Here is a 22604-nt window from a genome sequence, read left to right as displayed (position 1 = left end):
AGGTTGGGCAGGTATGTCCAGCCTTTTACATTATGTGGCTTTAAGCCTCGTCTCGCTCCGATAGGTGTGATATACAAATAAACCGCCCGCTATGCGGGTGCGCATCGACTGTTATACAAAAAAATCTCCAAACGCTATACAATAAAGGTGTTCAAGCCTACTGTAAAGCGAAAGGAGAAAAGCATGGCACTCAGGCACATAGTTTATCACACACAAAATGGATGTGTTCTATCACATTGTGTTTACCCCTAAGTATAGACGAAAAGTCATTTATAATCAATATAGAAGCAGTTTAGGCGAGATATTTCGCCGATTATCCAGTTACAAAGGAGTAAAAATTATAGAAGGACATATGATGCCTGACCATGTTCATATGTTAGTGTTGATACCTCCAAAACTTTCGATTTCCGAATTTATGGGTTACTTGAAGAGTAAGAGTGCTTTGATGATTTTTGATAAACACGCTAATTTGAAATATAAGTACGGAAATCGTAAGTTTTGGGCTCGAGGATATTACTTGAGCACAGTTGGATTGAATGAGAAAACTGTAGCGAAGTACATACGAGAGCAAGAGAAAAATGACATTGCAGTTGATAAGTTGAGTGTTAAGGAATACGAAGATCCGTTCTCGGACGGAGGTTTCAGAACACGCTAAAAGCCCGTTGAACGGGCTATAGTCTAGTCATTAAGCAGCCTGAACACCGTTCAGTGAGCGTCTTTAGACGCGGCTGGAGGGAATCGCCTTACAGGCGGTGTACAAGCCACCCGTTTGATGGGTGGTCATGATTTTTAGTGATTATAGAAGCCAAGTTCTTGGCACCCCAACGGGGTGTTTTTCATGAGCTTGGAAACAAGAAAGCTAGTTGGGACTAGGCAGAAATCGGTTATCCTCATTCCTTTATTTCTAGGTTCGGGCTAAAATAATCCACTGTATTATTTTACTCCCACCCCCCGCATGTTGACTACCTTTCACAACTCTCAATTGTGAAAGGTTGGAAATAAGGCTAGCGAGGAAATATTCACTAGCATTTTCTAATAAAATGTTGATTTATCAACGTTTTACAAACTAGACAACTACTGTGTCAAACTGTTAAAACCACGTAACGTAACGAGGTAAGAGACTTTTTATACGATGTGCCGTTAAGCTCAGCCTCTGAAGTTATTTCAATTCTTTCTTTTTGAATAAGTAGAAGCTACTTGCTAGGTAGATAATCGTAAAAAAGCAAGCGATGATTGTGCTAGCAGTCCAATTTGTATCCATATTTTGTAAAGCGCGAAATAAGAAAATGTCATTGGGAATAGAAATATGAAGAAGATTATTTGTAATGAGATCTAGGACATTATCGAAAAGAAGGGCAATGAGAATAAAGGAAAGATAGGCCTGATTGATTTTGTTAAAGGCGATAAAGAGAGTGGAAGAAAGCAGGATAATGCAGATGTAAAGAGGGACTTGGTGGATAAAAATTAACCAAATAGTTGCCAGTTCAACTTGACCTCCTAAAAACATACGAACGAGTGTTGCCAGACTGTAAGAGAATAGGATGTATAGTAGGTTGATAACAAGATTTGTGAGAATTTTGTAGAGAAAAATAGCATTTCGTTTTTGTTTTTTGACAATGAGATTATTAATTGTTCGGTGATGGAAATCTTCTCCAAATAGGAGATTTGTAGGAGCAAGAAAAAAGAGTGGAAGAAACTGTGTCAATAGCTGAATTAGGTTGTAGGAATCCTCCTTTGAAGGGCTACTGCTGAGTAAAAAGGCAGATAGTAGTGATAAGGCAAATAGGATTGAAAGGGATAAAATCAGTTTTCTTTCTTTTAGGATACGATAAAGGTCTGCTTTAAGATAATTCATTGCTAGATTCTCCTTCTTGAATGAGTTGTAGATAGTAGCTTTCAAAAGCGATTTTCTTATTGAAAATTGCTTTTAGTTCAATGCGTTCGTGAATTAGCTGTGCTATGAGGGACATAATCTCTGTTTCCTTTGGAAGAATGAGGTAATCATTTTCCTCTTGGAATGAAATGTCTTGTTTTTGCAGAAGAATTTTAGTTGCTTCAAGATTGGTTGTTGCTAGATAGAGTTTTTCTTCTAGTTCTTGTTGGAGTTCTGTTTTTGAAAATTGTCGTAAGACTTTCCCTTTATGCATGATAATATATCGATCTACGACTAATTCTAATTCTGATAAGATATGGCTAGAGATTAAAATAGTCATGTTGTACTGTTCACGTAGAGTAAGAATGATATTTCGCATATCTCGGATACCTGCGGGGTCTAAGCCGTTGATCGGTTCATCGAGAATGAGAAAATCTGGACGATCCAAGATAGCCATAGCAATCGCTAGTCTTTGCCGCATACCAAGGGAAAAATCCTTAGCTTTCTTGTGTGGATTAACCTCTTGGAGACCAACTATTTCAAGAGTTTCTTCAATAATCTGCTGTCTATTTTTTAATCCTAGTTGTAGGGCAATATAGTGAAGATTTCCTTCCGCTGAGAGATTTGGTTGCAGAGCAGGTGATTCAATGAGTGCACCGATGCGATAGGGTTGGGATGAAAAAATTTCACCGGATGTTGGTGCGATTAGACCAGAGAGGATTCGCAAAAGAGTCGTCTTTCCTGCTCCATTTTCTCCGACAAGACCACAGATTTCCCCTTTTTGAATGGAGAAGGAAATGTGGTTGACAGCCTTTTGAGAGGCATACTGTTTTGTTAAGGATTGTAAGGTTAAAAGTGTGGACATGTTGTCTCCTTTCCAATTTCTATTAAACTAGAACTATGGTATACTATTTTTTAACTGAAATAGATTTTATTACATATCTGTAAAGAGGTGTTACATGAAAGAACAGTATGGAAAAGTTTTTAAAATTATTCGAGAATCAAAGAATATGTCTTTAAAAGAGGTCGCTGGAGATTTTGTAACTCCTGCTCAGTTATCACGTTTTGAGAATGGAAAGAGCAATCTGACGGTTGATACATTTTTCCATTGTTTGAATAATATGGATGTTTTGCAGGGAGAGTTCTCAACTTTTTATAATACTTATTATCAAGATGAAGATGTGAGAACTTCTAAAGAACTATATTTAGCTATAGAATCCCGTAATATTGAATTTTTTCAAAGGTATATTAAAGATTATGAAAAAAGATATGGAGATTATAAGAGAAAGTCAGATAGACTGATGATTGCGGTTTTTCATGTTTTTATGAATAGATGTGACCCATCTATTATTATTCCTGAAGAAGAGAAGAGAGTGATTACAGATTATTTGATGTCTATTGATGAGTGGTGCAGATATGAGTTATGGATATTAAGTAATTGTGCTCGTTCTCTAAGTACAAAAACGTTAGAAATTTTAGGTATGGAAGTAATAAAACGCAGTCAGTTTTATGATAATATTGAGGAAAATGCGAGAAAAACGTATGGATTATTATTAAATATAACAGGTCATTTATTAGATAGAAAAGAAGAACGAGTCGCTTCTAAGTTTATTAAGATGTTAGATAGCGCGAATATGCTAGAAACATACATGTTAGAAAGGTTACAGTTAAAATTTTGTAAAGCACATTTACGTTATTTACAGGGAGTTGTAGGAGGTTTAGATGAGATGAAGGAGTGTAAGCATATAATGGAGTTTTTGGATTGTTATGAGCTATCTATTCAAATTTCTGATACAATCAGCCAACTTACAGATATGTAACGATTTTAAAATGAATTGATTTTTCCTGTAGAATGATTCTTGTAAGTCTTACAAACAACAAGCATATATTTATCATCCATTGGAGGGAAAATCATGAAAAAATTATTAGCCGTTATATTATTAGTGGGAATTAGTTTTGTGTCAATATTTCATTTTGTTAAACCATCATTAGAAAAGCCAATGAATACTAAATTTATTCCATTTGGGAAGGTTGACTTTTCCGATGATTATGATGATTATAATTCTGATTATGATACAGATGACTCGGATGATATTACCAGTCGATTTGGAAATTTTATTAAGAATCACAAAACTCCGTTTTCTAAAACAATTGAAAGATAGTTGTCTTCTTCTTTTGAGCATGAAAAGATAATGAAAAAGAAATGGAAAATACCCTAGTAGGGTATAACTCGCCTGTTTATTTCTAGGCTCGTGAAAAAACGAGGTTGAGACAAAAGTCTCTTACCTCGTTACGCTACATAGTAGTAGTTGTCTGGTTTGTAAAATGTTGATAAATCAACCACCCGTTTGACGGGTGGTCATGATTTAAAAATATAGTGAATGAAATAAAGGTTAGGACATCGTTCATTCACTTTGATGAATGCCAGACCTAGCTGTGTTCCTTACCTTGTCCTATTTTTCTCAATCCATGATAGAATAAGAAACAATCAATAGCTTTCTTTGGTGAAAAAATAATCAGACTTGACAAAAGTTGTTTACAAGTGTAAACTAAATATATAGATTACAATTGTAAATGAAGGGAGCTGCAATGAACATCAGTCAGGCAGAGTGGCAGGTCATGCGAGTGCTGTGGGCCTATCCCAATAGTCGTAGTAGTGAGGTAGTGACGCGTTTGGAAGAGGATTTTGCTTGGAAGCCAGCGACGGTCAAAACATTGCTCAATCGCCTAAAAGGCAAGGGCTTGATCCAAATGGAAAAACGGGAAGGCAAGTTTTATTACCGAGCAGAGGTGGCAGAGGAGCAGCATTTGCAGGATGAATGGCATTCTTTTTTTGAAAATGTCTGTCAGACCAAGCATGGGGAGCTTTTATCTTCCATGGTAGCAGAAGCTAGTTTGAGTGCGAGTGCTATCAAGGATCTCATAGAGCTGCTAGAAAAACGCCTAGAAACGGCTCCGAGTCAGGTGATATGTGCTTGTTCAAAGGGGCAGTGCTCGTGTCATCATGCGTGTGAGAGGAAGTGAGGATATGGGAAAACAGGAATATCGAGTTACAGGAATGACTTGTGCCTCCTGTGCGATGACGGTTGAGATGGTCGCGCGTGAGTTAGATAGCATTGATCAAGCGGCTGTTAACTTAGCAACGGAAACTTTAACGGTCATTTCAAAGGATGGATTTGACAAGGCAGAGCTTGAAAAGGCGGTATCTGAGGCTGGCTATCGGCTAGTAGAACCTGAACTTGCCAAGGGAAAGGAGGAAAAAGAGGAGCAGTTAGTCCGTATGCGAAGGAGCTTATTGGGACTTGCCATGCTTACCCTTCCTTTGCTCTATCTATCCATGGGAGGGATGCTAGGTCTTTCCTTGCCAAATGTTTCTGACAAAATGCTCGTGCTCTGGCAGTTTCTCCTGACTCTGCCAGTGCTGTATCTGGGACGAGGATTTTATAGCCGAGGATTTCGGCATTTAATCAAGCGTCATCCGAATATGGACAGTTTGATTGCGGTGGGGACTGGTGCAGCTTTTCTTTACAGCCTGCGGTCAATGGCTGAAGTTTTTTCTGGAAATCATGGAGCTCTTCATCATCTCTATTTTGAATCGGTGGCGGTGATTATCAGTCTGGTTTTTCTGGGGAAATATTTGGAATTCTTAGCCAAAGGACGGACTTCTCAGGTGATTGAACAATTGATGGATTTACTGCCTCAGACTGCTCAAGTATGGAGAAATGAAACTTGGCAGACCATAAAGAGTGAGGATATTTTAAGAGGAGATCGAATTCGTGTCAGGGCAGGTGAGCGTATGCCTGTGGATGGCGTAGTGCTTTCTGGGGAAACCTATGTGGATGAGTCCATGATGACAGGAGAAAGCCTGCCCGTAGCCAAAAAAGTAGGGGACCGGATTACCAGTGCCACGGTCAATCAACTGGGGCTGATTGAATACCAAGCGACCCAGGTCGGAGAGGAGACAACGCTAGCACAAATTCGGCGTTTGATTGAGCAAGCTCAAGGGTCTAAGGCACCGATTGCAGCCTTGGGAGACAAGATTGCCTTGTATTTTGTTCCGACTGTTTTATTACTTGGCTTGGTTGCGGGGCTATTTTGGCTTGCGATGGGGGAGAGCCTTGATTTTGCCTTGTCGATTTTTGTATCGGTCTTGGTGATTGCCTGTCCGTGTGCTTTGGGCTTGGCCACTCCGACTGCGATCATGGTGGGAACAGGCAAGGGTGCTGAAGCTGGCATTCTCATCAAGTCAGCAGCAAGCTTAGAGGGCTTGTCCCAAGTGGATACCCTGGTATTAGACAAGACAGGGACACTGACAGTGGGCCATCCTGTGCTGACAGATATTCATGTCTCGGGAGACCTTTCTGAAAACGACTTACTTCAGCTGGTGGCTAGCAGTGAGCAATACTCAGAGCACCCCTTGGCACAGGCTTTCATGACAGCAGCCAAGGAGCGACAGATAGAACTCCTCCCAGTAGAGGACTTTCGTGTCATCCCGGGGCAGGGTTTGTCTGCAAAGGTCAATGAGCAAACTTTGCTAGTGGGAAATTCTAGGCTTTTGGCGTCTCACGGGGTGGCTATGAATGAGAGAGCAAAAGGTGAAATGCTTGCCGAGGATGGGAAAACTGTGATGTTTGTCGCCCTAAATCATACCTATGTCGGATGTTTGGCAGTGGCAGATGCGGTCAAAGAGGGCAGCAGAGAAGCCATTTCCCATCTCAAAACGATAGGGAAAGAGTTGATTATCTTGACAGGGGATAACGAAAAAACGGCCCATGCTCTGGCAAAATCTCTAGGAATCAATCAAGTAATCGCTCAAGTCTTGCCAGATGGAAAAGCGAGGGAAATTGAGAAGATCCAGGCAGAGGGTCGCCGTGTAGCCATGGTTGGTGATGGCATCAATGATGCTCCCGCCTTGGTGCAGGCAGATGTGGGGATTGCGATTGGGGCAGGAGCTGACATTGCGATGGAATCTGCGGACATTGTCCTCATGCATAGCGATGTACGAGATGTATCCAAGGCCTTTCGGCTCAGTCAGTTGACCCTAAAGACAATTAAGGAAAATCTCTTTTGGGCTTTTGCCTATAATGTTCTAGGAATTCCTTTGGCCATGGGGCTTTTCCATCTCTTTGGCGGTCCTTTGTTAAATCCCATGTTTGCAGGGCTAGCAATGAGTTTTAGCTCAGTCTCAGTCGTCCTAAATGCCCTTCGTCTCCGTCGTCGAACACTCACAATCTAGAAAGGAAATTTTTATGAAACAAACCGTACATCTTCATCATTTATCTTGTGACCATTGTGTCAATCGTGTCACCGAACGCTTCCTAGCCTTGGACGGTGTCATTCAGGTCACGATTGACCTTCCTAGTCAAACAGCAGTGGTGGATACCCAGCAAGTCCGCACCAAGGAAGAGTATCAAGCAGCACTTAACAAAACGATTTATCAGATTTTGGAAGTGACAGATTAACAAACAAGCAGTTGGTATAAAAGTCCAAATCCAACACTCATTAAACTTCAAAAATAGCCCTTGTATGTAGAATTATTTATTTTTAGTATAAAGTAGAGTAAGCTAAGTGAGGAAAATAGGGCGTTTTCCATTGTTAGTTTACGTGGAAACTTTCTAATACTGGTCAAAAATCAACATCTGACATCGTTCACTCACCTTGCTTCAATAGTCCAGCGGACTGTTGAAGGTTGGAAATAGGAGACTAGGCCAAAAGTCCCTAATCTTATTTTGTAGAGTTAACAGCTTAACGCAGTAGTTGTCTGGTTTGTAAAACGGTGATAAATCAACATTCTACAAACCGCGTCAACCTTGAGGTTTGTAGGACACAAGCTAGGCTAGTTTTATCGATCACCTTCCACAATTTTCAATTATGGAACCTAGTTAGAGTTTGATGTTTATAGAGTGTAAGAAAGCAGCAAAATGCTACTGTTGATTTTCAATAGGGATAAATAAAAAAGCGAACAAAACTAGTTTTCTGGTTTTCAGAATTCTGTCTTGTTCGTTTTTTATCTCTCATTTCTCAACAGAGCGTTTTAGAAATTGTTTTTGATATGTTGCCCTCTTTTAAAGGTATCTAGCCCTTGCTCAAAGCTGGTTGAAGGAGCCTTTACCGTAATGGTCTGCAAAGTCAAGGGATGGGTAAAGGTGAGCTTATAAGCATGGAGCAGGAGTCGCCCTTGGGCGTGTGGATGGTAGAGTGGATCGCCCAGGATAGGATGTCCGTGGTGGGAGAGGTGGACACGGATTTGATGGGTACGCCCTGTTTTTAGTCGGCACTGGACAAGCGAGGTCGTGGGAAAGGTTTTGAGGGTTTGAATGTGGGTTTCAGCATACTGTCCTGCTCGGTTATCGACCAAGCGTTTTCTTCGATCATGGCGGTCACGTCCGATTTTATCCTTGTAGACGAGGGATTTGGCAGAGAGTTTTCCCTCCACTAATGCCCAATATTCTCTAGAAATACGCTTGTCTTCTAAAAGACGGTTGAGAATGGGGAGGATAAAGGGATTTTTGGCAAAGAGAACAGCTCCGCTGGTCTCCTTATCAAGGCGATGAACGACATAGCAAGTCTGCTGAACATGGGCAGAGACATGATTGAGCAGAGCGAGCTCAGTTGCATCATTTCCGTGTGTTTTCATACCTTCTGGTTTATTGACAATGATGATATGTTCGTCTTGATAGAGTTCTTCGACTAGGCTAGGCTCTCCAAATGGAATGGTCTTTGGAGGATAGTCCTCTTCATCAAAAATCAACGTCAAATCGTCTCCGGCATTGAGTTTCGTTTGCCAATGGGAAAATTGCTCGTTGATGAGGACATGTTTTTTGGTTCGTAGAAAATGCCTGATTTTCCGTGGAATGAGGAGTTGCTCCTCAAGTACTTCTTTGAGGGTTAAGGAGTGCCAGTTTTTTGGAATTGTCATGTGAATCTTCATGCCTTTATTGTAGCAAAAAGGAGGAAGATTGGGAAGAAAATCTTAAAAAATCCTAAAAGAGCAGGCTTTTGGACGGTTCTTTCTTGTAGGCAGTCTGATAAGGTGGTAAAATATAGCTATGAAGAAGATACGAGAATTAGTTGAACAAGCGATTGATTATTTTAAAGAAGACGAGAAACCAGCAAAACCTGTCGCAGAAGAGGTTGAGTTGAAAGAGGAAGAGTTGGAGCCGAGCTTTAGCCGTTCTGGGAAAGCAGGACGGAAGAAGTCGGCAACTCAGCATCCATTTCGCCGTTTTTGGCGGAAGTACCACCTGACCAAGATCGTGTTGATTACAGGTCTTGGAGTGAGTTTGTTGGTTGGGGGCTACCTCTTTTATGTGGCTAAGACGACCAATGTCAAGGACTTGCAAGATGCCCTTAAAGCAACGACTATCATCTATGACCGCGAGGGCAATGAGGCAGGCAGTCTATCTGGGCAAAAAGGGACCTATGTGGAGCTGTCGGAGATTAGCAAGGACATGCAGGATGCGGTTATTGCAACGGAGGACCGAAGTTTCTACAAAAACAGCGGGATTAACTACCAGCGTTTCTTTTTAGCTATCTTGACAGCGGGCCGTTCTGGTGGGGGGTCGACCATTACCCAGCAGTTGGCGAAAAATGCCTATCTCTCACAAGACCAGACCATTGAACGCAAGGCCAAGGAATTTTTCCTAGCTCTGGAATTGACGAAAAAATATAGCAAGGATCAGATTTTGACCATGTACCTCAACAACTCCTATTTTGGAAATGGTGTTTGGGGGGTAGAAGATGCGAGTAAAAAATACTTTGGCGTGTCTGCCAGTCAGCTGACCTTGGATCAGGCAGCGACCTTGGCTGGTATGCTTAAAGGTCCTGAGATTTACAATCCACTTTATTCCATCGAATATGCGACCAACCGCAGGGATACAGTGCTGCAAAATATGGTCGCAGCAGGGATGATTGAGCAGGGAAGGGCTGATGACGCGGCAGGTCAAGACATGGCTAGTCAGCTTTCAGATACCTATGAAGGAAAGGTCAAGGATTATAGTTATCCATCGTATTTTGATGCGGTTATCAATGAAGCGGTGCAGAAATATGGACTTAAAGAAGCGGATATTGTGAACAATGGCTATCGCATCTACACCGAGCTGGATCAAAATTACCAGGCAAGCATGCAGGTTATTTATAACAAGGCAGAGCTGTTTCCAGTGGCGGCAGATGGCAGTCATGCTGAGTCAGGGAGTGTAGCCTTGGATCCTCAGACTGGGGGCGTTCGTGGTTTAGTTGGGCGGGTCAATAGTGATATTGATGCTGAATTTCGGATGTTTAACTATGCGACCCAGTCTAGTCGCAGTCCAGGCTCCACAATCAAACCACTATTGGTATATAGTCCTGCGGTGGCTGCGGGCTGGTCCATTGACCAAGAATTGGATAATACCACAACGACTTATGGCAACTATACTGTTCAAAACTATGCAGGCATTCAAACAGCCCCGACCATTCCGATGTATCAGGCTTTGGCGGATTCTCTGAATATTCCAGCAGTGGCTGTGGTCAATGAATTAGGCTTGAACAAGGCTTTCGAATATGGAAAGAAATTTGGTCTTTCTATGGACAAGGTCGATCAGACTTTGGGGGTTGCTCTGGGAGGTGGTGTCGCAACCAATCCTTTGCAAATGGCACAAGCCTACGGAACCTTTGCAAATGGTGGGGTTATGAATGATGCCCACTTGATTACCAAGATTGAAAATGCCAGTGGACAAGTCGTGAAGACCCACAAGGCTAGTGCGACTAGAATTCTCAACAATGCGGTAAATGACAAGATGACCAGCATGATGCTAGGAACGTTTAGTAACGGTACTGGAATTTATGCAGCTCCGTACGGCTACACGATGGCAGGAAAGACTGGGACCACAGAAACGGATTTTAACCCAGATGTCGTTGGGGATCAGTGGGTCATTGGGTATACCCCAGATGTCGTGATTAGCCATTGGCTAGGATTTCCAAAAACAGACGAGGAGCATTATCTGACTGGGACTAGTGCCAATGAAGCCTCGACTATTTTTCGAAGTCTCGCTAATAGCATTCTTCCTTATACGGATGGCACCAGCTTTGCGGATAAAAATGCCTATGCCCAAAATGGCATAGCACCGGTGAATCTTGAAGGTACAGATGGCGTTACGCAGCAAGAGACTTCAGATATTTTAAAAGAAGTGCAGGATAAGGCACAAAATCTTGTCGAGCAAGCAAGAGAAGCTTTAGAAAATGCTCAATTACCTGAAAAAGCAAAGAATCTCTGGGATCAGATTAGAGGATTTTTCCAGCCAGAATAAAGAAACTTGTCAAACCAAGGAAAACTTGCTATAATAGGGTGAATGGAGGCGTTATGGCATTAAAAAAAGCAAGTCTGGCGTGTGCGGTTTGTGGATCGAGAAACTACTCAATTAAGCTCAGTAGTACGCCAAAACCAAAGCGTCTAGAAGTGAATAAATTCTGTAAGCATTGCAGCAAATATACGATACATAAAGAAACCAGATAGGAGATTCGCGTGAGATTTATCGCAGATACATTTCGAGTGCTGAGAGATACTTCTTGGCCTACAGGAAAGCAAAGTTGGAAGGATTTTATTTCTGTTATAGAATACACAGCCTTCTTTGTCGTTATTATCTATTTATTTGACATTCTTGTTTCGCGAGGATTGTTAAACTTGCTTCATATTTTTTAATAGCAAAGATCTCGTCAGTTATCAGGCGAGATTTTTTGATAAAAAACTGCTCATGGAGCAGATTTTGTGATATAATGAGGATAAGAATATCAGAAAAGCCCCAGGCTTTTTTATTATACGAAAGGAAGAACTCATGGATAGTTTTGACAAAGGCTGGTTTGTCCTCCAAACCTACTCAGGATATGAGAACAAAGTAAAGGAAAATCTCCTTCAACGGGCACAAACCTACAATATGCTGGAGAATATTTTGCGGGTGGAAATTCCAACGCAAACCGTTCAAGTGGAGAAAAATGGGAAAAGCAAGGAAATCGAAGAAAATCGTTTCCCAGGGTATGTCTTGGTGGAAATGGTTATGACCGATGAGGCTTGGTTTGTCGTGCGAAATACGCCAAACGTTACAGGGTTTGTCGGCTCCCACGGAAATCGTTCCAAACCAACTCCTTTATTGGAAGAGGAAATTCGCAATATCTTGATTTCTATGGGACAAACTGTGCAGGAATTTGATGTAGATGTGCGCGTGGGAGATACCGTTCGTATTATTGACGGTGCCTTTACGGACTATACAGGGAAAATCACTGAAATTGACAATAATAAGGTGAAAATGGTTATTTCTATGTTTGGAAATGATACGATTGCAGAAGTGAATTTGAGCCAGATTGCAGAGCTGTAAGCTAGAAAAAACATTATTTCTTGATGAACTCACTGAAAAAGTCAAAGTGATAAAAGATATAAGGAATTATCGCCTATAAACTTTAAAATAAAAAGATAAAAACCGCATGATGGATACGTAATCTCTTTCGAGAAAGAACCATCATGTGGTTTTTATCTTTTATTTTTGATCAAAAGACTTTTTAGTAGGCTCCTCCTTGCTTGATAACCCTTTTTGTTCATTCTTGGGGTGTTTTGTACGCCAGTGGACTCTAATGATGAAGTAGAGATTGTAGGCAATGGCAATCGCGCAGAGCCAAAAAGCGAAGAAGAGGACAGTATTTGCGACCATAGGGGAAATCATTTTTAATAGCTTTAAAGCGAGGAAGAAGAGGAGAAAAGATAGGACAGGATGTTTTTTCATGGAAATCACACTTTCTGCTTGAGCCTGGTGTTTGGAATAGCTTAAAGTTTCTTCTCCTTTTATTCTATCACAATGGCTAAAAAATATCGACTTCTAATGGTGAATTGGATAAAAAATAAGAACCTCCTTCTACAGAAGGAGGTTCTTATCCGATAAACAAATGAAAAAAGGCGGTAGACGGATTTGAACCGACGATCAAGCTTTTGCAGAGCCGTGCCTTACCACTTGGCTATACCGCCACGACTACTACTTATTGTACCTTATAATTGTCCAATCGTCAACCTCATTTGAAAAAAATTCACAAAAAAGTAATATAACTTACTCCTTCCTTGGGAAATTTCTTGTAAGCGAATGGGGAGAAAAACGCTAGAAGATAGGGGGATTTGCTTGTTTTTAGAACGCAATTTTGAAAAGCTTTTCAAAATTGGAAAAAAGTTCCTATAAATCTTAGCATTTCTATAAATCTTATGATAAAATAAGGGAAAAGGAGGAATTTTCTATGGAAATTAGGCGGAAAAAAGGGAAATGGTTTGATGAAACTGGAGCCGAATTGTCCCCAGATGAGATTAGAGGCATTATTGCTCAAATTCATGAGGATTTGGAGGAGGATTTAGCCGATACGGGCTTTGAAGGGATGATTAAGACTGTGGCAAAGAAGGCTATCAAGTATGCTCCTCATATTGTGCGTTATGACATGGCAGATAGTGAGGAAACCGATCAAAACTCAGAAGCAATAGATGATTTACAAGAAGAGTTAGCAGATAAACGCGAGGAAATCAAGGATATTGAAGAAGAGCTGAAGGAATTGCAAGGCGAATTAGAACGCCTAATCGAGGAAAAAGAAACGCTCGAAGAGGAGTGCTTACGCTTGCAAGACGAGTTGGCAAAACTAAAGGGGTAGGATATGAAAGGTTTCGGAAAAGGTTTAGCAGTTGTTTTGTTGGGTGCGAGCTTACTGGCAGCTTGTGGAACAAAAACAAGGGTATCAAAGCAACAGACCGGTAGTGACAAGCAAGAACAAGCGAGTTCGTCCTCCTCTGTGGATGAAGCAAAGAAAAAAGAGGAACAAGCTAAGTTGGAAAAAGAGGCTTATGCTTCCGTTTTTTCCGATTATGAGTTGATGTTGCAGGTAGCAAAAACCGATGGTGCGGTATATGAAAAAGTCGGAAAGATTTTGCCAAACTTGAAACATCCCATCAATTCATGGGTAGTAGAGAGTCTTTTGGCTACCCCGTCCAATCAGCGCTACGCCCTCTATGATGTTGATGGCAATGGAACGAAGGAGCTGCTTACGGCTTCGATCAGCGACAATCAATCCATTTTTGTGACAGGGATTTATTACCAAAAACAAGGGCAACCGACTTTATTAGCACAAGGCTTTGTTGCGGGAAATGGTGGAGCTCGTAGTAGCTTTAATCTCTATAAGGATGGGACGGTTTTATCCATTGGTTGGAGTTCAGGAACTGGAGATGGGATTGGTCTGCTTTATCAGTTGAGTAAGGATGGAGGAGAAGCCCAAAAAATCGAGGAGCAAGATTTTCGTGTCGTTGGTTCGGATGCGAGTGCTGTTTTCGGCAAAAGTAGTGACCTGAAAATTGACGTAGATAGCTTAGAGTGGCAGATGTTTGATCAGCTAGAAACTCCTTCAGAAGCTGAAAAGAGCTCATCGGCACAGGGAATTTTACCAGAAGAGTTATCCAATCTAGCAGGAACTTGGACAGGACAGGTATCACGAGCAAGTGAGACCGCCTCTATAAAGATGACTATCTCGCCAGATGGTCAAGTGACCAGCGATGTGAATGGCTATTCTTCCAGTAGTCGTTTTGAGGGGGTGGAAGAAGTAGGTCCGAACACCTATCGTTACGTCACTTCACCAGGAAGTTATAGTTCTGCGTTAACACCTAGTTTAGGTGTAGGGGGTGTAGGGGTAAAATATGACTATGGATTTAAACTGGAAGGAAATCAGTTGACTATCTTAATTTGGGAGGCTCGAAGTGATGTAGCCTTTGACTATACAAAACCCATGTCATCATCAGTAGTATTGACGAAATAGAGCTTGAAAAAAAGCAAAAGATATGCTATAATTGTACCAATTATTTGTCGTCTGCTTTATTTGAAATATTGTCCATATAAAGCGAACAGCAGTTAAATCAACCTTTAGAGAGTCCGATTTAGCTGCTCTTTTTGTGCCTATTTTTCAGAAAAAGGATGTTTGTTACAGAAACTTAAATTTTCTAAAAATATTTGCAAGAGGACAAATGGAAGGTTTCACAAGGGTGAAAAGGTCTATGAAAGCAGACGCTGGACCTTCTTTGCTGGATGAAACAAGGAAGAATGACTTCCGTAATCTAAGGATACCTAGGTAAAAGCTGGATGAAAAGATAGATGTTTCTGTGTAAAGGTCTATCTCTCCAATTTGTATGGCTTTGTAGACCAGGGTATCTCATCATTGAACTCGGGCTAAAAGCTCCACAAAAATAGATTTCCTTGCGTTCATAGAATGCATCGTTCATCTCCTATTTTGCGTGGTTTTTACGCCCATAGTATCTTATACAAAGGAGTTAGAAACTTGGCAGGACATGAAGTTCAGTACGGCAAGCACCGTACGCGTCGTAGTTTTTCAAGAATCACAGAGGTTCTTGATTTACCAAATTTGATTGAAATCCAAACCGATTCATTCAAGGATTTTTTGGACCATGGCTTGAAAGAGGTCTTTGAGGATGTACTTCCGATTTCAAACTTTACAGATACCATGGAATTGGAATTTGTAGGCTATGAAATCAAGGAGCCAAAATATAGTTTGGAAGAAGCTCGTATCCACGATGCCAGCTACTCTGCACCTATTTTTGTGACTTTCCGTTTGATCAATAAAGAAACCGGTGAAATCAAGACCCAAGAAGTTTTCTTTGGTGATTTTCCAATCATGACTGAAATGGGAACCTTCATCATCAATGGTGGTGAGCGGATTATCGTTAGTCAGTTGGTTCGTTCGCCAGGCGTTTATTTCAATGATAAGGTTGATAAAAACGGGAAGATTGGCTATGGTTCAACGGTAATTCCAAACCGTGGAGCTTGGCTAGAGTTGGAGACGGACTCAAAAGATATTGCCTACACACGGATTGACCGGACGCGTAAAATTCCGTTTACAACCTTGGTTCGTGCGTTAGGATTCTCTGGGGATGATGAAATCTTTGACATCTTTGGAGATAGCGAGTTAGTTCGCAACACCATTGAAAAAGACATTCATAAAAATCCAATGGATTCTCGGACAGACGAGGCCTTGAAAGAAATCTATGAACGCCTTCGTCCGGGTGAGCCTAAGACAGCAGAAAGTTCACGTAGCCTTTTGATTGCTCGTTTCTTTGACCCACGTCGCTATGATTTAGCAGGTGTTGGACGTTACAAGGTTAATAAAAAGTTAAGCGTGAAAACACGTTTGCTCAATCAAACCATTGCAGAGCCCTTAGTGGATCCTGAAACAGGTGAAATCCTTGTCGAAGCTGGAACAGTGATGACACGCAGTGTGATTGATAGCATTGCAGAGCATTTGGATGGTGATTTGAATAAGATCGTTTATATTCCAAATGATTCAGCAGTATTAACTGAGCCAGTCACTCTTCAAAAATTCAAAATTGTGGCACCGACAGATCCAGAACGCGTGGTGACCATTATTGGCAATGCCAATCCAGATGATAAGGTGCGTGTGGTGACACCGGCTGATATCTTGGCAGAGATGAGCTACTTCTTGAACCTGGCAGAAGGGCTTGGTCGTGTTGATGATATTGACCACCTTGGAAATCGTCGGATTCGTGCGGTTGGGGAATTGCTTGCTAACCAAGTGCGTCTTGGTCTTTCTCGGATGGAGAGAAATGTGCGTGAGCGGATGAGTGTTCAGGACAACGAAGTGTTGACTCCGCAACAAATCATCAATATTCGCCCTGTCACAGCAGCGATTAAAGAATTCTTTGGGTCATCTCAGTTGTCACAGTTCATGGACCAACACAATCCATTGTCTGAGTTATCTCACAAACGTCGTTTGTCAGCCTTGGGACCTGGTGGTTTGACTCGGGACCGTGCTGGTTATGAGGTTCGGGACGTGCATTACACGCATTACGGTCGTATGTGTCCGATTGAAACGCCTGAGGGACCAAATATCGGTTTGATTAACAACTTGTCTTCCTATGGACATTTGAATCGCTATGGCTTTATCCAAACTCCTTACCGTCGTGTTGATCGTGAAAATGGTGTGGTTACTAATGACATCGTTTGGTTGACAGCTGACGAAGAAGATGAGTATATTGTAGCGCAGGCAAATTCGAAGTTAAATGAAAAAGGTGGCTTTGCAGAGAGCGTTGTTATGGGACGCCATCAAGGGAATAACCAAGAGTTTCCATCAAGCGAAGTAGATTTCATGGATGTATCGCCTAAGCAGGTAGTTGCCGTTGCGACAGCATGTATTCCTTTCCTTGAAAACGATGACTCCAACCGTGCCCTCATGGGTGCCAACATGCAACGTCAGGCTGTGCCATTGATTGATCCAAAAGCTCCTTATGTAGGAACGGGTATGGAATATCAAGCAGCCCACGATTCAGGAGCAGCAGTGATTGCCCAGCATAATGGAAAAGTCACCTATGCAGATGCAGACAAGGTTGAAGTTCGCCGTGAAGATGGATCGCTCGATGTTTACCACATCCAAAAATTCCGCCGTTCAAACTCAGGGACAGCTTATAACCAACGTACCTTGGTAAAAGTTGGCGATATCGTTGAAAAAGGCGATTTTATCGCAGACGGACCTTCTATGGAAAATGGGGAAATGGCACTTGGACAAAACCCAATCGTTGCCTACATGACCTGGGAAGGGTATAACTTCGAGGATGCGGTTATCATGAGTGAGCGTCTTGTGAAAGAGGATGTCTATACTTCTGTTCACTTGGAAGAATACGAATCAGAAACCCGCGACACCAAGTTAGGCCCTGAAGAAATTACTCGTGAAATTCCAAACGTTGGTGAAGATGCCCTTAAAAACCTTGACGAAATGGGAATTATCCGCATTGGTGCTGAGGTAAAAGAAGGCGATATCCTTGTTGGTAAAGTGACTCCGAAGGGTGAAAAAGACCTTTCAGCGGAAGAGCGTCTCCTTCATGCCATCTTTGGTGATAAATCTCGTGAAGTCCGTGATACGTCGCTTCGTGTGCCTCACGGTGCGGATGGTGTCGTTCGTGATGTGAAAATCTTTACCCGTGCTAACGGTGACGAATTGCAATCAGGTGTCAACATGCTGGTTCGTGTCTACATCGCTCAAAAACGGAAGATTAAAGTCGGAGATAAGATGGCGGGACGCCACGGAAATAAAGGGGTTGTCTCTCGTATTGTACCTGTTGAGGATATGCCATACCTTCCAGATGGAACACCGGTTGATATCATGTTGAACCCACTTGGGGTGCCATCTCGGATGAATATCGGTCAGGTTATGGAGCTTCACCTTGGAATGGCAGCTCGAAATCTCGGTATTCACATCGCGACACCAGTCTTTGACGGAGCAAGTTCAGAAGACCTGTGGTCAACAGTTAAAGAAGCTGGTATGGATAGCGATGCCAAGACTATTCTTTACGATGGACGGACAGGTGAGCCGTTTGATAACCGTGTGTCTGTTGGGGTCATGTACATGATCAAGCTTCACCACATGGTTGATGATAAACTTCACGCACGTTCGGTTGGACCATACTCTATGGTTACCCAACAGCCACTTGGTGGTAAAGCTCAATTTGGTGGACAACGTTTCGGTGAGATGGAGGTTTGGGCTCTTGAAGCTTATGGAGCTTCAAACGTTCTCCAAGAAATCTTGACCTACAAGTCTGATGATGTCAACGGTCGTTTGAAAGCCTATGAAGCTATTACCAAAGGAAAACCAATTCCAAAACCAGGTGTGCCAGAGTCATTCCGCGTATTGGTCAAAGAATTGCAATCACTTGGTCTTGATATGCGTGTCCTTGATGAAGATGATCAAGAAGTAGAACTTCGCGACCTCGATGAGGGAGAAGATGACGATGTTATCCATGTGGATGACCTTGAAAAGGCGCGTGAAAAAGCCGCTCAAGAAGCGAAAGCAGCCTTTGATGCGGAAGGAAAAGAAGAGCCAGTAGTCGAAACAAACGAAGACTAGGCACTATGTAGAAAATGAAGAAAGGTAAGAAATAGTGGTTGATGTAAATCGTTTTAAAAGTATGCAAATCACCCTAGCCTCTCCAAGCAAGGTCCGTTCGTGGTCTTATGGGGAAGTGAAGAAACCTGAAACAATCAATTACCGCACGCTAAAACCAGAACGGGAGGGCCTATTTGATGAAGTCATCTTTGGCCCAACCAAAGACTGGGAATGTGCCTGTGGAAAATACAAGCGAATTCGTTACAAGGGAATTGTTTGTGACCGCTGTGGGGTTGAAGTAACGCGTGCAAAAGTGCGTCGTGAGCGTATGGGGCATATCGAATTGAAAGCTCCAGTATCTCATATCTGGTACTTTAAAGGAATTCCAAGCCGCATGGGCTTGACGCTGGATATGAGCCCTCGTGCTCTTGAGGAAGTGATTTACTTTGCTGCTTATGTGGTGATTGATCCAAAAGATACACCACTTGAGCACAAGTCTATCATGACAGAGCGTGAGTACCGTGAGAAACTACGCGAGTACGGACATGGCTCTTTCGTGGCTAAAATGGGAGCAGAAGCGATTCAGGATCTTCTAAAACAAGTGGATTTGGAAAAAGAGATTCTAGCACTTAAAGAAGAGTTGAAAACGGCTTCTGGTCAAAAACGCATTAAAGCCGTACGTCGTTTGGATGTTTTAGATGCCTTTTATAAATCTGGGAACAAGCCTGAATGGATGATTTTAAATATCCTACCAGTCATTCCGCCAGATTTGCGTCCGATGGTTCAGTTGGACGGTGGACGTTTTGCAGCGTCAGACTTGAATGACTTGTACCGCCGTGTGATTAACCGGAACAATCGTCTGGCACGTCTCTTGGAGTTGAATGCTCCAGGGATCATCGTGCAAAATGAGAAACGGATGCTCCAAGAAGCAGTCGATGCTCTGATTGACAATGGTCGCCGTGGTCGTCCGATTACAGGTCCAGGTAGCCGTCCGCTGAAATCCCTCAGCCACATGCTGAAAGGAAAACAAGGACGTTTCCGTCAAAACTTGCTCGGAAAACGGGTTGACTTCTCAGGACGTTCCGTTATCGCTGTTGGTCCAACGCTTAAAATGTACCAATGTGGTGTGCCACGTGAAATGGCGATTGAGCTGTTCAAGCCATTTGTGATGCGTGAGATTGTTGCACGAGATATCGTTCAGAACGTAAAAGCTGCCAAACGCTTGGTGGAACGTGGCGATGAGCGTATCTGGGATATCTTGGAAGAAGTGATCAAAGAACACCCAGTGCTGTTGAACCGTGCACCGACCCTTCACAGACTTGGTATTCAGGCCTTTGAGCCAGTTCTCATTGATGGTAAGGCACTTCGTTTGCACCCGCTTGTGTGTGAGGCCTACAATGCCGACTTTGACGGAGACCAAATGGCGATTCACGTGCCGCTTTCTGAAGAGGCACAAGCAGAAGCACGTATTTTGATGCTTGCAGCGGAACACATCTTGAATCCAAAAGATGGAAAACCAGTTGTAACTCCGTCTCAGGATATGGTCTTGGGGAACTATTACTTGACCATGGAAGAAGCTGGCCGTGAAGGCGAAGGAATGGTCTTTAAGGACGCGGATGAAGCCGTTATGGCCTTGAAGAATGGTTATGTTCACTTGCATACGCGTGTTGGTATTGCGACAGACAGCTTAAACAAACCTTGGACAGAAGAACAAAAGCATAAGATTTTGTTAACAACAGTTGGGAAGATTCTTTTCAACGCCATCATGCCAGATGAATTCCCTTACCAACAAGAGCCAAACAATGCCAACTTGACAGAGGGTGTGCCGAGCAAGTATTTCTTAGCTTCTGGTCAGAATGCGAAAGAGGCTATCGAAGCTTTGGAGATTAATCCTCCGTTTAAGAAGAAAAACTTTGGAAATATCATCGCCGAAATCTTCAAGCGTTTCCGTACAACAGAAACGTCAGCCTTCCTTGACCGCTTGAAAGATTTGGGCTACCACCATTCAACCCTTGCTGGCTTGACAGTGGGGATTGCCGACATTCCTGTGGTGGATGACAAGGCAGAAATCATCGAAGAATCACACCATCGTGTTGAACAAATTACCAAACAATTCCGTCGCGGGATGATTACAGACGATGAGCGCTACAATGCTGTAACATCAGAATGGCGTGCAGCCCGTGAAAAATTGGAAAAACGCCTGATTGCCAACCAAGATCCAAAGAACCCAATCGTTATGATGATGGATTCTGGAGCCCGTGGTAACATCTCCAACTTCTCGCAGCTTGCGGGTATGCGTGGATTGATGGCTGCACCGAATGGTCGTATCATGGAGTTGCCAATCCTATCAAACTTCCGCGAGGGACTCTCTGTATTGGAAATGTTCTTCTCTACCCACGGTGCTCGTAAAGGGATGACCGATACGGCCTTGAAAACAGCCGATTCTGGTTATTTGACTCGCCGTCTCGTTGACGTTGCTCAAGATGTGATTATCCGTGAGGATGACTGTGGCACTGACCGTGGCCTTCTGATTCGTTCGATTACCGACGGTAAGGAAATGATTGAACCACTCGAAGAGCGTTTGAATGGTCGTTATACGAAAAAGACAGTCAAACATCCAGAAACAGGTGCTGTTATCATCGGTCCAAATCAGTTGATTACCGAAGATATTGCACGTGAGATTGTCAATGCTGGTGTAGAAGAAGTAACAATTCGCTCTGTCTTTACCTGTGACACTCGCCATGGAGTTTGCCGTCATTGTTACGGTATTAACTTAGCAACTGGTGATGCTGTTGAGGTCGGAGAAGCAGTGGGAACTATTGCCGCTCAGTCAATCGGTGAGCCTGGTACTCAGTTGACCATGCGTACCTTCCACACGGGAGGGGTTGCCTCAAATACTGATATCACACAAGGTCTTCCTCGTGTCCAAGAAATCTTTGAAGCCCGCAATCCGAAAGGGGAAGCGGTCATCACAGAAGTCAAGGGTGAAGTCACTGCCATCGAAGAAGACGCTTCTACTCGGACTAAGAAAGTCTTTGTGAAAGGTCAAACCGGTGAAGGGGAATACGTGGTGCCATTTACAGCCCGCATGAAAGTGGAAGTGGGCGATCAAGTCTCTCGTGGACAAGCCCTCACTGAAGGATCTATCCAACCAAAACACTTGCTTGCTGTGCGCGATGTTTTGTCTGTTGAAACCTACCTTCTTTCTGAAGTTCAAAAAGTATACCGCAGCCAAGGGGTAGAAATCGGAGACAAACACATTGAGGTTATGGTGCGTCAAATGATTCGCAAAGTGCGGATTATGGATCCAGGGGATACCGACCTTCTCATGGGTACCTTGATGGACATCACGGACTTTACCGATGCCAACCGAGATGTTGTCATTTCAGGTGGCGTTCCTGCAACAGCCCGTCCAGTCCTTATGGGAATTACCAAGGCCTCACTTGAAACCAACAGTTTCTTGTCAGCAGCTTCCTTCCAAGAAACAACGCGTGTTCTTACTGACGCAGCAATTCGCGGTAAGAAAGACCATCTCCTTGGATTGAAAGAAAATGTTATCATTGGTAAGATTATCCCAGCTGGTACAGGTATGGCTCGCTACCGTAACTTGGAACCACAAGCGGTGAATGAAGTCGAAATCATTGATCCAGAAGTCGTTACAGATGACCAAGTAGAAGAAGTGTCTACAGTGGAAACAGTAGTGGAAGATTAATACTTATCAACATTCAAAATCTGACCTCGTTAACTCACTGTGTTGAACGCTAGTTCTACTTGCAGTTTCGTTATCTAGTCAGATTAGGATAAACCTAAAAATCGCAGTGCTCTGTGCCTGCGATTTTTT

General features: G+C 42.7%; 16 protein-coding genes, 1 tRNA gene and 1 pseudogene. 14 read left to right on the top strand and 4 right to left on the bottom strand.

The window, feature by feature from the left end; all coding sequences use genetic code 11:
* The first annotated feature begins 221 nt into the window (after nucleotides 1-221).
* Nucleotides 222-655: pseudogene (tnpA, locus tag BFM96_RS01930) on the top strand (IS200/IS605 family transposase).
* A 504-nt stretch (nucleotides 656-1159) separates the two neighbouring features.
* Here the strand turns inward: tnpA and BFM96_RS01925 are convergent.
* Both BFM96_RS01925 and BFM96_RS01920 read right to left on the bottom strand, forming a co-directional pair.
* Nucleotides 1160-1855: an ABC transporter permease gene (locus tag BFM96_RS01925; protein ID WP_068989659.1), complete on the bottom strand. Its 696-nt coding sequence runs from the start codon at nucleotides 1853-1855 to the stop codon at nucleotides 1160-1162.
* Entirely contained in the window at nucleotides 1842-2738 is an 897-nt protein-coding gene (locus BFM96_RS01920; RefSeq protein ID WP_068989656.1) for an ATP-binding cassette domain-containing protein, read from the bottom strand. The genes BFM96_RS01925 and BFM96_RS01920 overlap by 14 nt, the downstream gene beginning before the upstream one ends.
* 94 nt (nucleotides 2739-2832) lie before the next feature.
* On the opposite strand from BFM96_RS01920, the gene BFM96_RS01915 reads away from it, so the two are divergent.
* The 5 genes from BFM96_RS01915 (at nucleotide 2833) to BFM96_RS01895 (ending at nucleotide 7335) form a co-directional block, all read left to right on the top strand.
* Nucleotides 2833-3693: an Rgg/GadR/MutR family transcriptional regulator gene (locus BFM96_RS01915; RefSeq protein WP_068989653.1), complete on the top strand. Its 861-nt coding sequence runs from the start codon at nucleotides 2833-2835 to the stop codon at nucleotides 3691-3693.
* 93 nt (nucleotides 3694-3786) lie between these two features.
* On the top strand, nucleotides 3787-4035 hold the full coding sequence (locus BFM96_RS01910; RefSeq protein ID WP_083201727.1) for a hypothetical protein: 249 nt from the start codon (nucleotides 3787-3789) through the stop codon (nucleotides 4033-4035).
* A 427-nt stretch (nucleotides 4036-4462) separates the two neighbouring features.
* Nucleotides 4463-4897, top strand: coding sequence for a BlaI/MecI/CopY family transcriptional regulator (locus BFM96_RS01905; protein WP_145939700.1), 435 nt, complete (start codon nucleotides 4463-4465; stop codon nucleotides 4895-4897).
* A 4-nt stretch (nucleotides 4898-4901) separates the two neighbouring features.
* Entirely contained in the window at nucleotides 4902-7109 is a 2208-nt protein-coding gene (locus BFM96_RS01900) for a heavy metal translocating P-type ATPase (RefSeq protein WP_068989644.1), read from the top strand.
* Between the two features lie 13 nt (nucleotides 7110-7122).
* Entirely contained in the window at nucleotides 7123-7335 is a 213-nt protein-coding gene (locus BFM96_RS01895; RefSeq protein ID WP_068989641.1) for a heavy-metal-associated domain-containing protein, read from the top strand.
* Nucleotides 7336-7907: 572 nt separating this feature from the next.
* Here BFM96_RS01895 and BFM96_RS01890 read toward each other — a convergent pair.
* Nucleotides 7908-8804, bottom strand: coding sequence for an RluA family pseudouridine synthase (locus BFM96_RS01890; RefSeq protein WP_068989638.1), 897 nt, complete (start codon nucleotides 8802-8804; stop codon nucleotides 7908-7910).
* Between the two features lie 118 nt (nucleotides 8805-8922).
* On the opposite strand from BFM96_RS01890, the gene pbp2a reads away from it, so the two are divergent.
* The 4 genes from pbp2a to nusG all read left to right on the top strand — a co-directional run bounded on the left by pbp2a (nucleotide 8923) and on the right by nusG (nucleotide 12219).
* The gene (pbp2a, locus tag BFM96_RS01885; RefSeq protein WP_068989636.1) at nucleotides 8923-11157 is read left to right on the top strand and encodes a penicillin-binding protein PBP2A; all 2235 of its coding nucleotides are present in this window, start codon (nucleotides 8923-8925) and stop codon (nucleotides 11155-11157) included.
* A 53-nt stretch (nucleotides 11158-11210) separates the two neighbouring features.
* Entirely contained in the window at nucleotides 11211-11363 is a 153-nt protein-coding gene (gene rpmG, locus BFM96_RS10760) for a 50S ribosomal protein L33 (protein ID WP_083201726.1), read from the top strand.
* Nucleotides 11364-11372: 9 nt separating this feature from the next.
* Nucleotides 11373-11549 (top strand): preprotein translocase subunit SecE, encoded by a 177-nt coding sequence (gene secE / locus BFM96_RS01880; protein ID WP_068989633.1) that lies wholly within the window; start codon nucleotides 11373-11375, stop codon nucleotides 11547-11549.
* A gap of 133 nt (nucleotides 11550-11682) precedes the next feature.
* The gene (gene nusG, locus BFM96_RS01875) at nucleotides 11683-12219 is read left to right on the top strand and encodes a transcription termination/antitermination protein NusG (protein WP_068989629.1); all 537 of its coding nucleotides are present in this window, start codon (nucleotides 11683-11685) and stop codon (nucleotides 12217-12219) included.
* Nucleotides 12220-12789: 570 nt separating this feature from the next.
* Here nusG and BFM96_RS01865 read toward each other — a convergent pair.
* Nucleotides 12790-12860 (bottom strand) — tRNA-Cys (locus BFM96_RS01865).
* Between the two features lie 260 nt (nucleotides 12861-13120).
* Here BFM96_RS01865 and BFM96_RS01860 point away from each other — a divergent pair.
* The 4 genes from BFM96_RS01860 to rpoC all read left to right on the top strand — a co-directional run bounded on the left by BFM96_RS01860 (nucleotide 13121) and on the right by rpoC (nucleotide 22475).
* Nucleotides 13121-13522, top strand: a complete 402-nt coding sequence (locus BFM96_RS01860; protein ID WP_068989624.1) for a hypothetical protein — start codon at nucleotides 13121-13123, stop codon at nucleotides 13520-13522.
* Between the two features lie 3 nt (nucleotides 13523-13525).
* On the top strand, nucleotides 13526-14674 hold the full coding sequence (locus tag BFM96_RS01855) for a hypothetical protein (RefSeq protein WP_068989622.1): 1149 nt from the start codon (nucleotides 13526-13528) through the stop codon (nucleotides 14672-14674).
* Nucleotides 14675-15190: 516 nt separating this feature from the next.
* Nucleotides 15191-18784, top strand: a complete 3594-nt coding sequence (gene rpoB, locus BFM96_RS01850; protein ID WP_068989620.1) for a DNA-directed RNA polymerase subunit beta — start codon at nucleotides 15191-15193, stop codon at nucleotides 18782-18784.
* Between the two features lie 34 nt (nucleotides 18785-18818).
* Nucleotides 18819-22475: a DNA-directed RNA polymerase subunit beta' gene (rpoC, locus tag BFM96_RS01845; protein WP_068989619.1), complete on the top strand. Its 3657-nt coding sequence runs from the start codon at nucleotides 18819-18821 to the stop codon at nucleotides 22473-22475.
* Nucleotides 22476-22604: the final 129 nt, after the last annotated feature.

Origin of the sequence: Streptococcus himalayensis (assembly GCF_001708305.1) — a bacterium.
GTDB classification, from domain to species: Bacteria; Bacillota; Bacilli; order Lactobacillales; family Streptococcaceae; genus Streptococcus; species Streptococcus himalayensis.
This window is presented reverse-complemented; position numbering and strand designations above follow the sequence as displayed.

Excerpts from the sequence above, each read along its gene's own strand:
- BFM96_RS01925 (WP_068989659.1), bottom strand. The coding sequence starts at position 1,855 with ATGAATTATCTTAAAGCAGACCTTTATCGTATCCTAAAAGAAAGAAAA.
- BFM96_RS01920 (WP_068989656.1), bottom strand. The coding sequence starts at position 2,738 with ATGTCCACACTTTTAACCTTACAATCCTTAACAAAACAGTATGCCTCT.
- BFM96_RS01915 (WP_068989653.1), top strand. The coding sequence starts at position 2,833 with ATGAAAGAACAGTATGGAAAAGTTTTTAAAATTATTCGAGAATCAAAG.
- BFM96_RS01910 (WP_083201727.1), top strand. The coding sequence starts at position 3,787 with ATGAAAAAATTATTAGCCGTTATATTATTAGTGGGAATTAGTTTTGTG.
- BFM96_RS01905 (WP_145939700.1), top strand. The coding sequence starts at position 4,463 with ATGAACATCAGTCAGGCAGAGTGGCAGGTCATGCGAGTGCTGTGGGCC.
- BFM96_RS01900 (WP_068989644.1), top strand. The coding sequence starts at position 4,902 with ATGGGAAAACAGGAATATCGAGTTACAGGAATGACTTGTGCCTCCTGT.
- BFM96_RS01895 (WP_068989641.1), top strand. The coding sequence starts at position 7,123 with ATGAAACAAACCGTACATCTTCATCATTTATCTTGTGACCATTGTGTC.
- BFM96_RS01890 (WP_068989638.1), bottom strand. The coding sequence starts at position 8,804 with ATGAAGATTCACATGACAATTCCAAAAAACTGGCACTCCTTAACCCTC.
- pbp2a (WP_068989636.1), top strand. The coding sequence starts at position 8,923 with ATGAAGAAGATACGAGAATTAGTTGAACAAGCGATTGATTATTTTAAA.
- rpmG (WP_083201726.1), top strand. The coding sequence starts at position 11,211 with ATGGCATTAAAAAAAGCAAGTCTGGCGTGTGCGGTTTGTGGATCGAGA.
- nusG (WP_068989629.1), top strand. The coding sequence starts at position 11,683 with ATGGATAGTTTTGACAAAGGCTGGTTTGTCCTCCAAACCTACTCAGGA.
- BFM96_RS01860 (WP_068989624.1), top strand. The coding sequence starts at position 13,121 with ATGGAAATTAGGCGGAAAAAAGGGAAATGGTTTGATGAAACTGGAGCC.
- BFM96_RS01855 (WP_068989622.1), top strand. The coding sequence starts at position 13,526 with ATGAAAGGTTTCGGAAAAGGTTTAGCAGTTGTTTTGTTGGGTGCGAGC.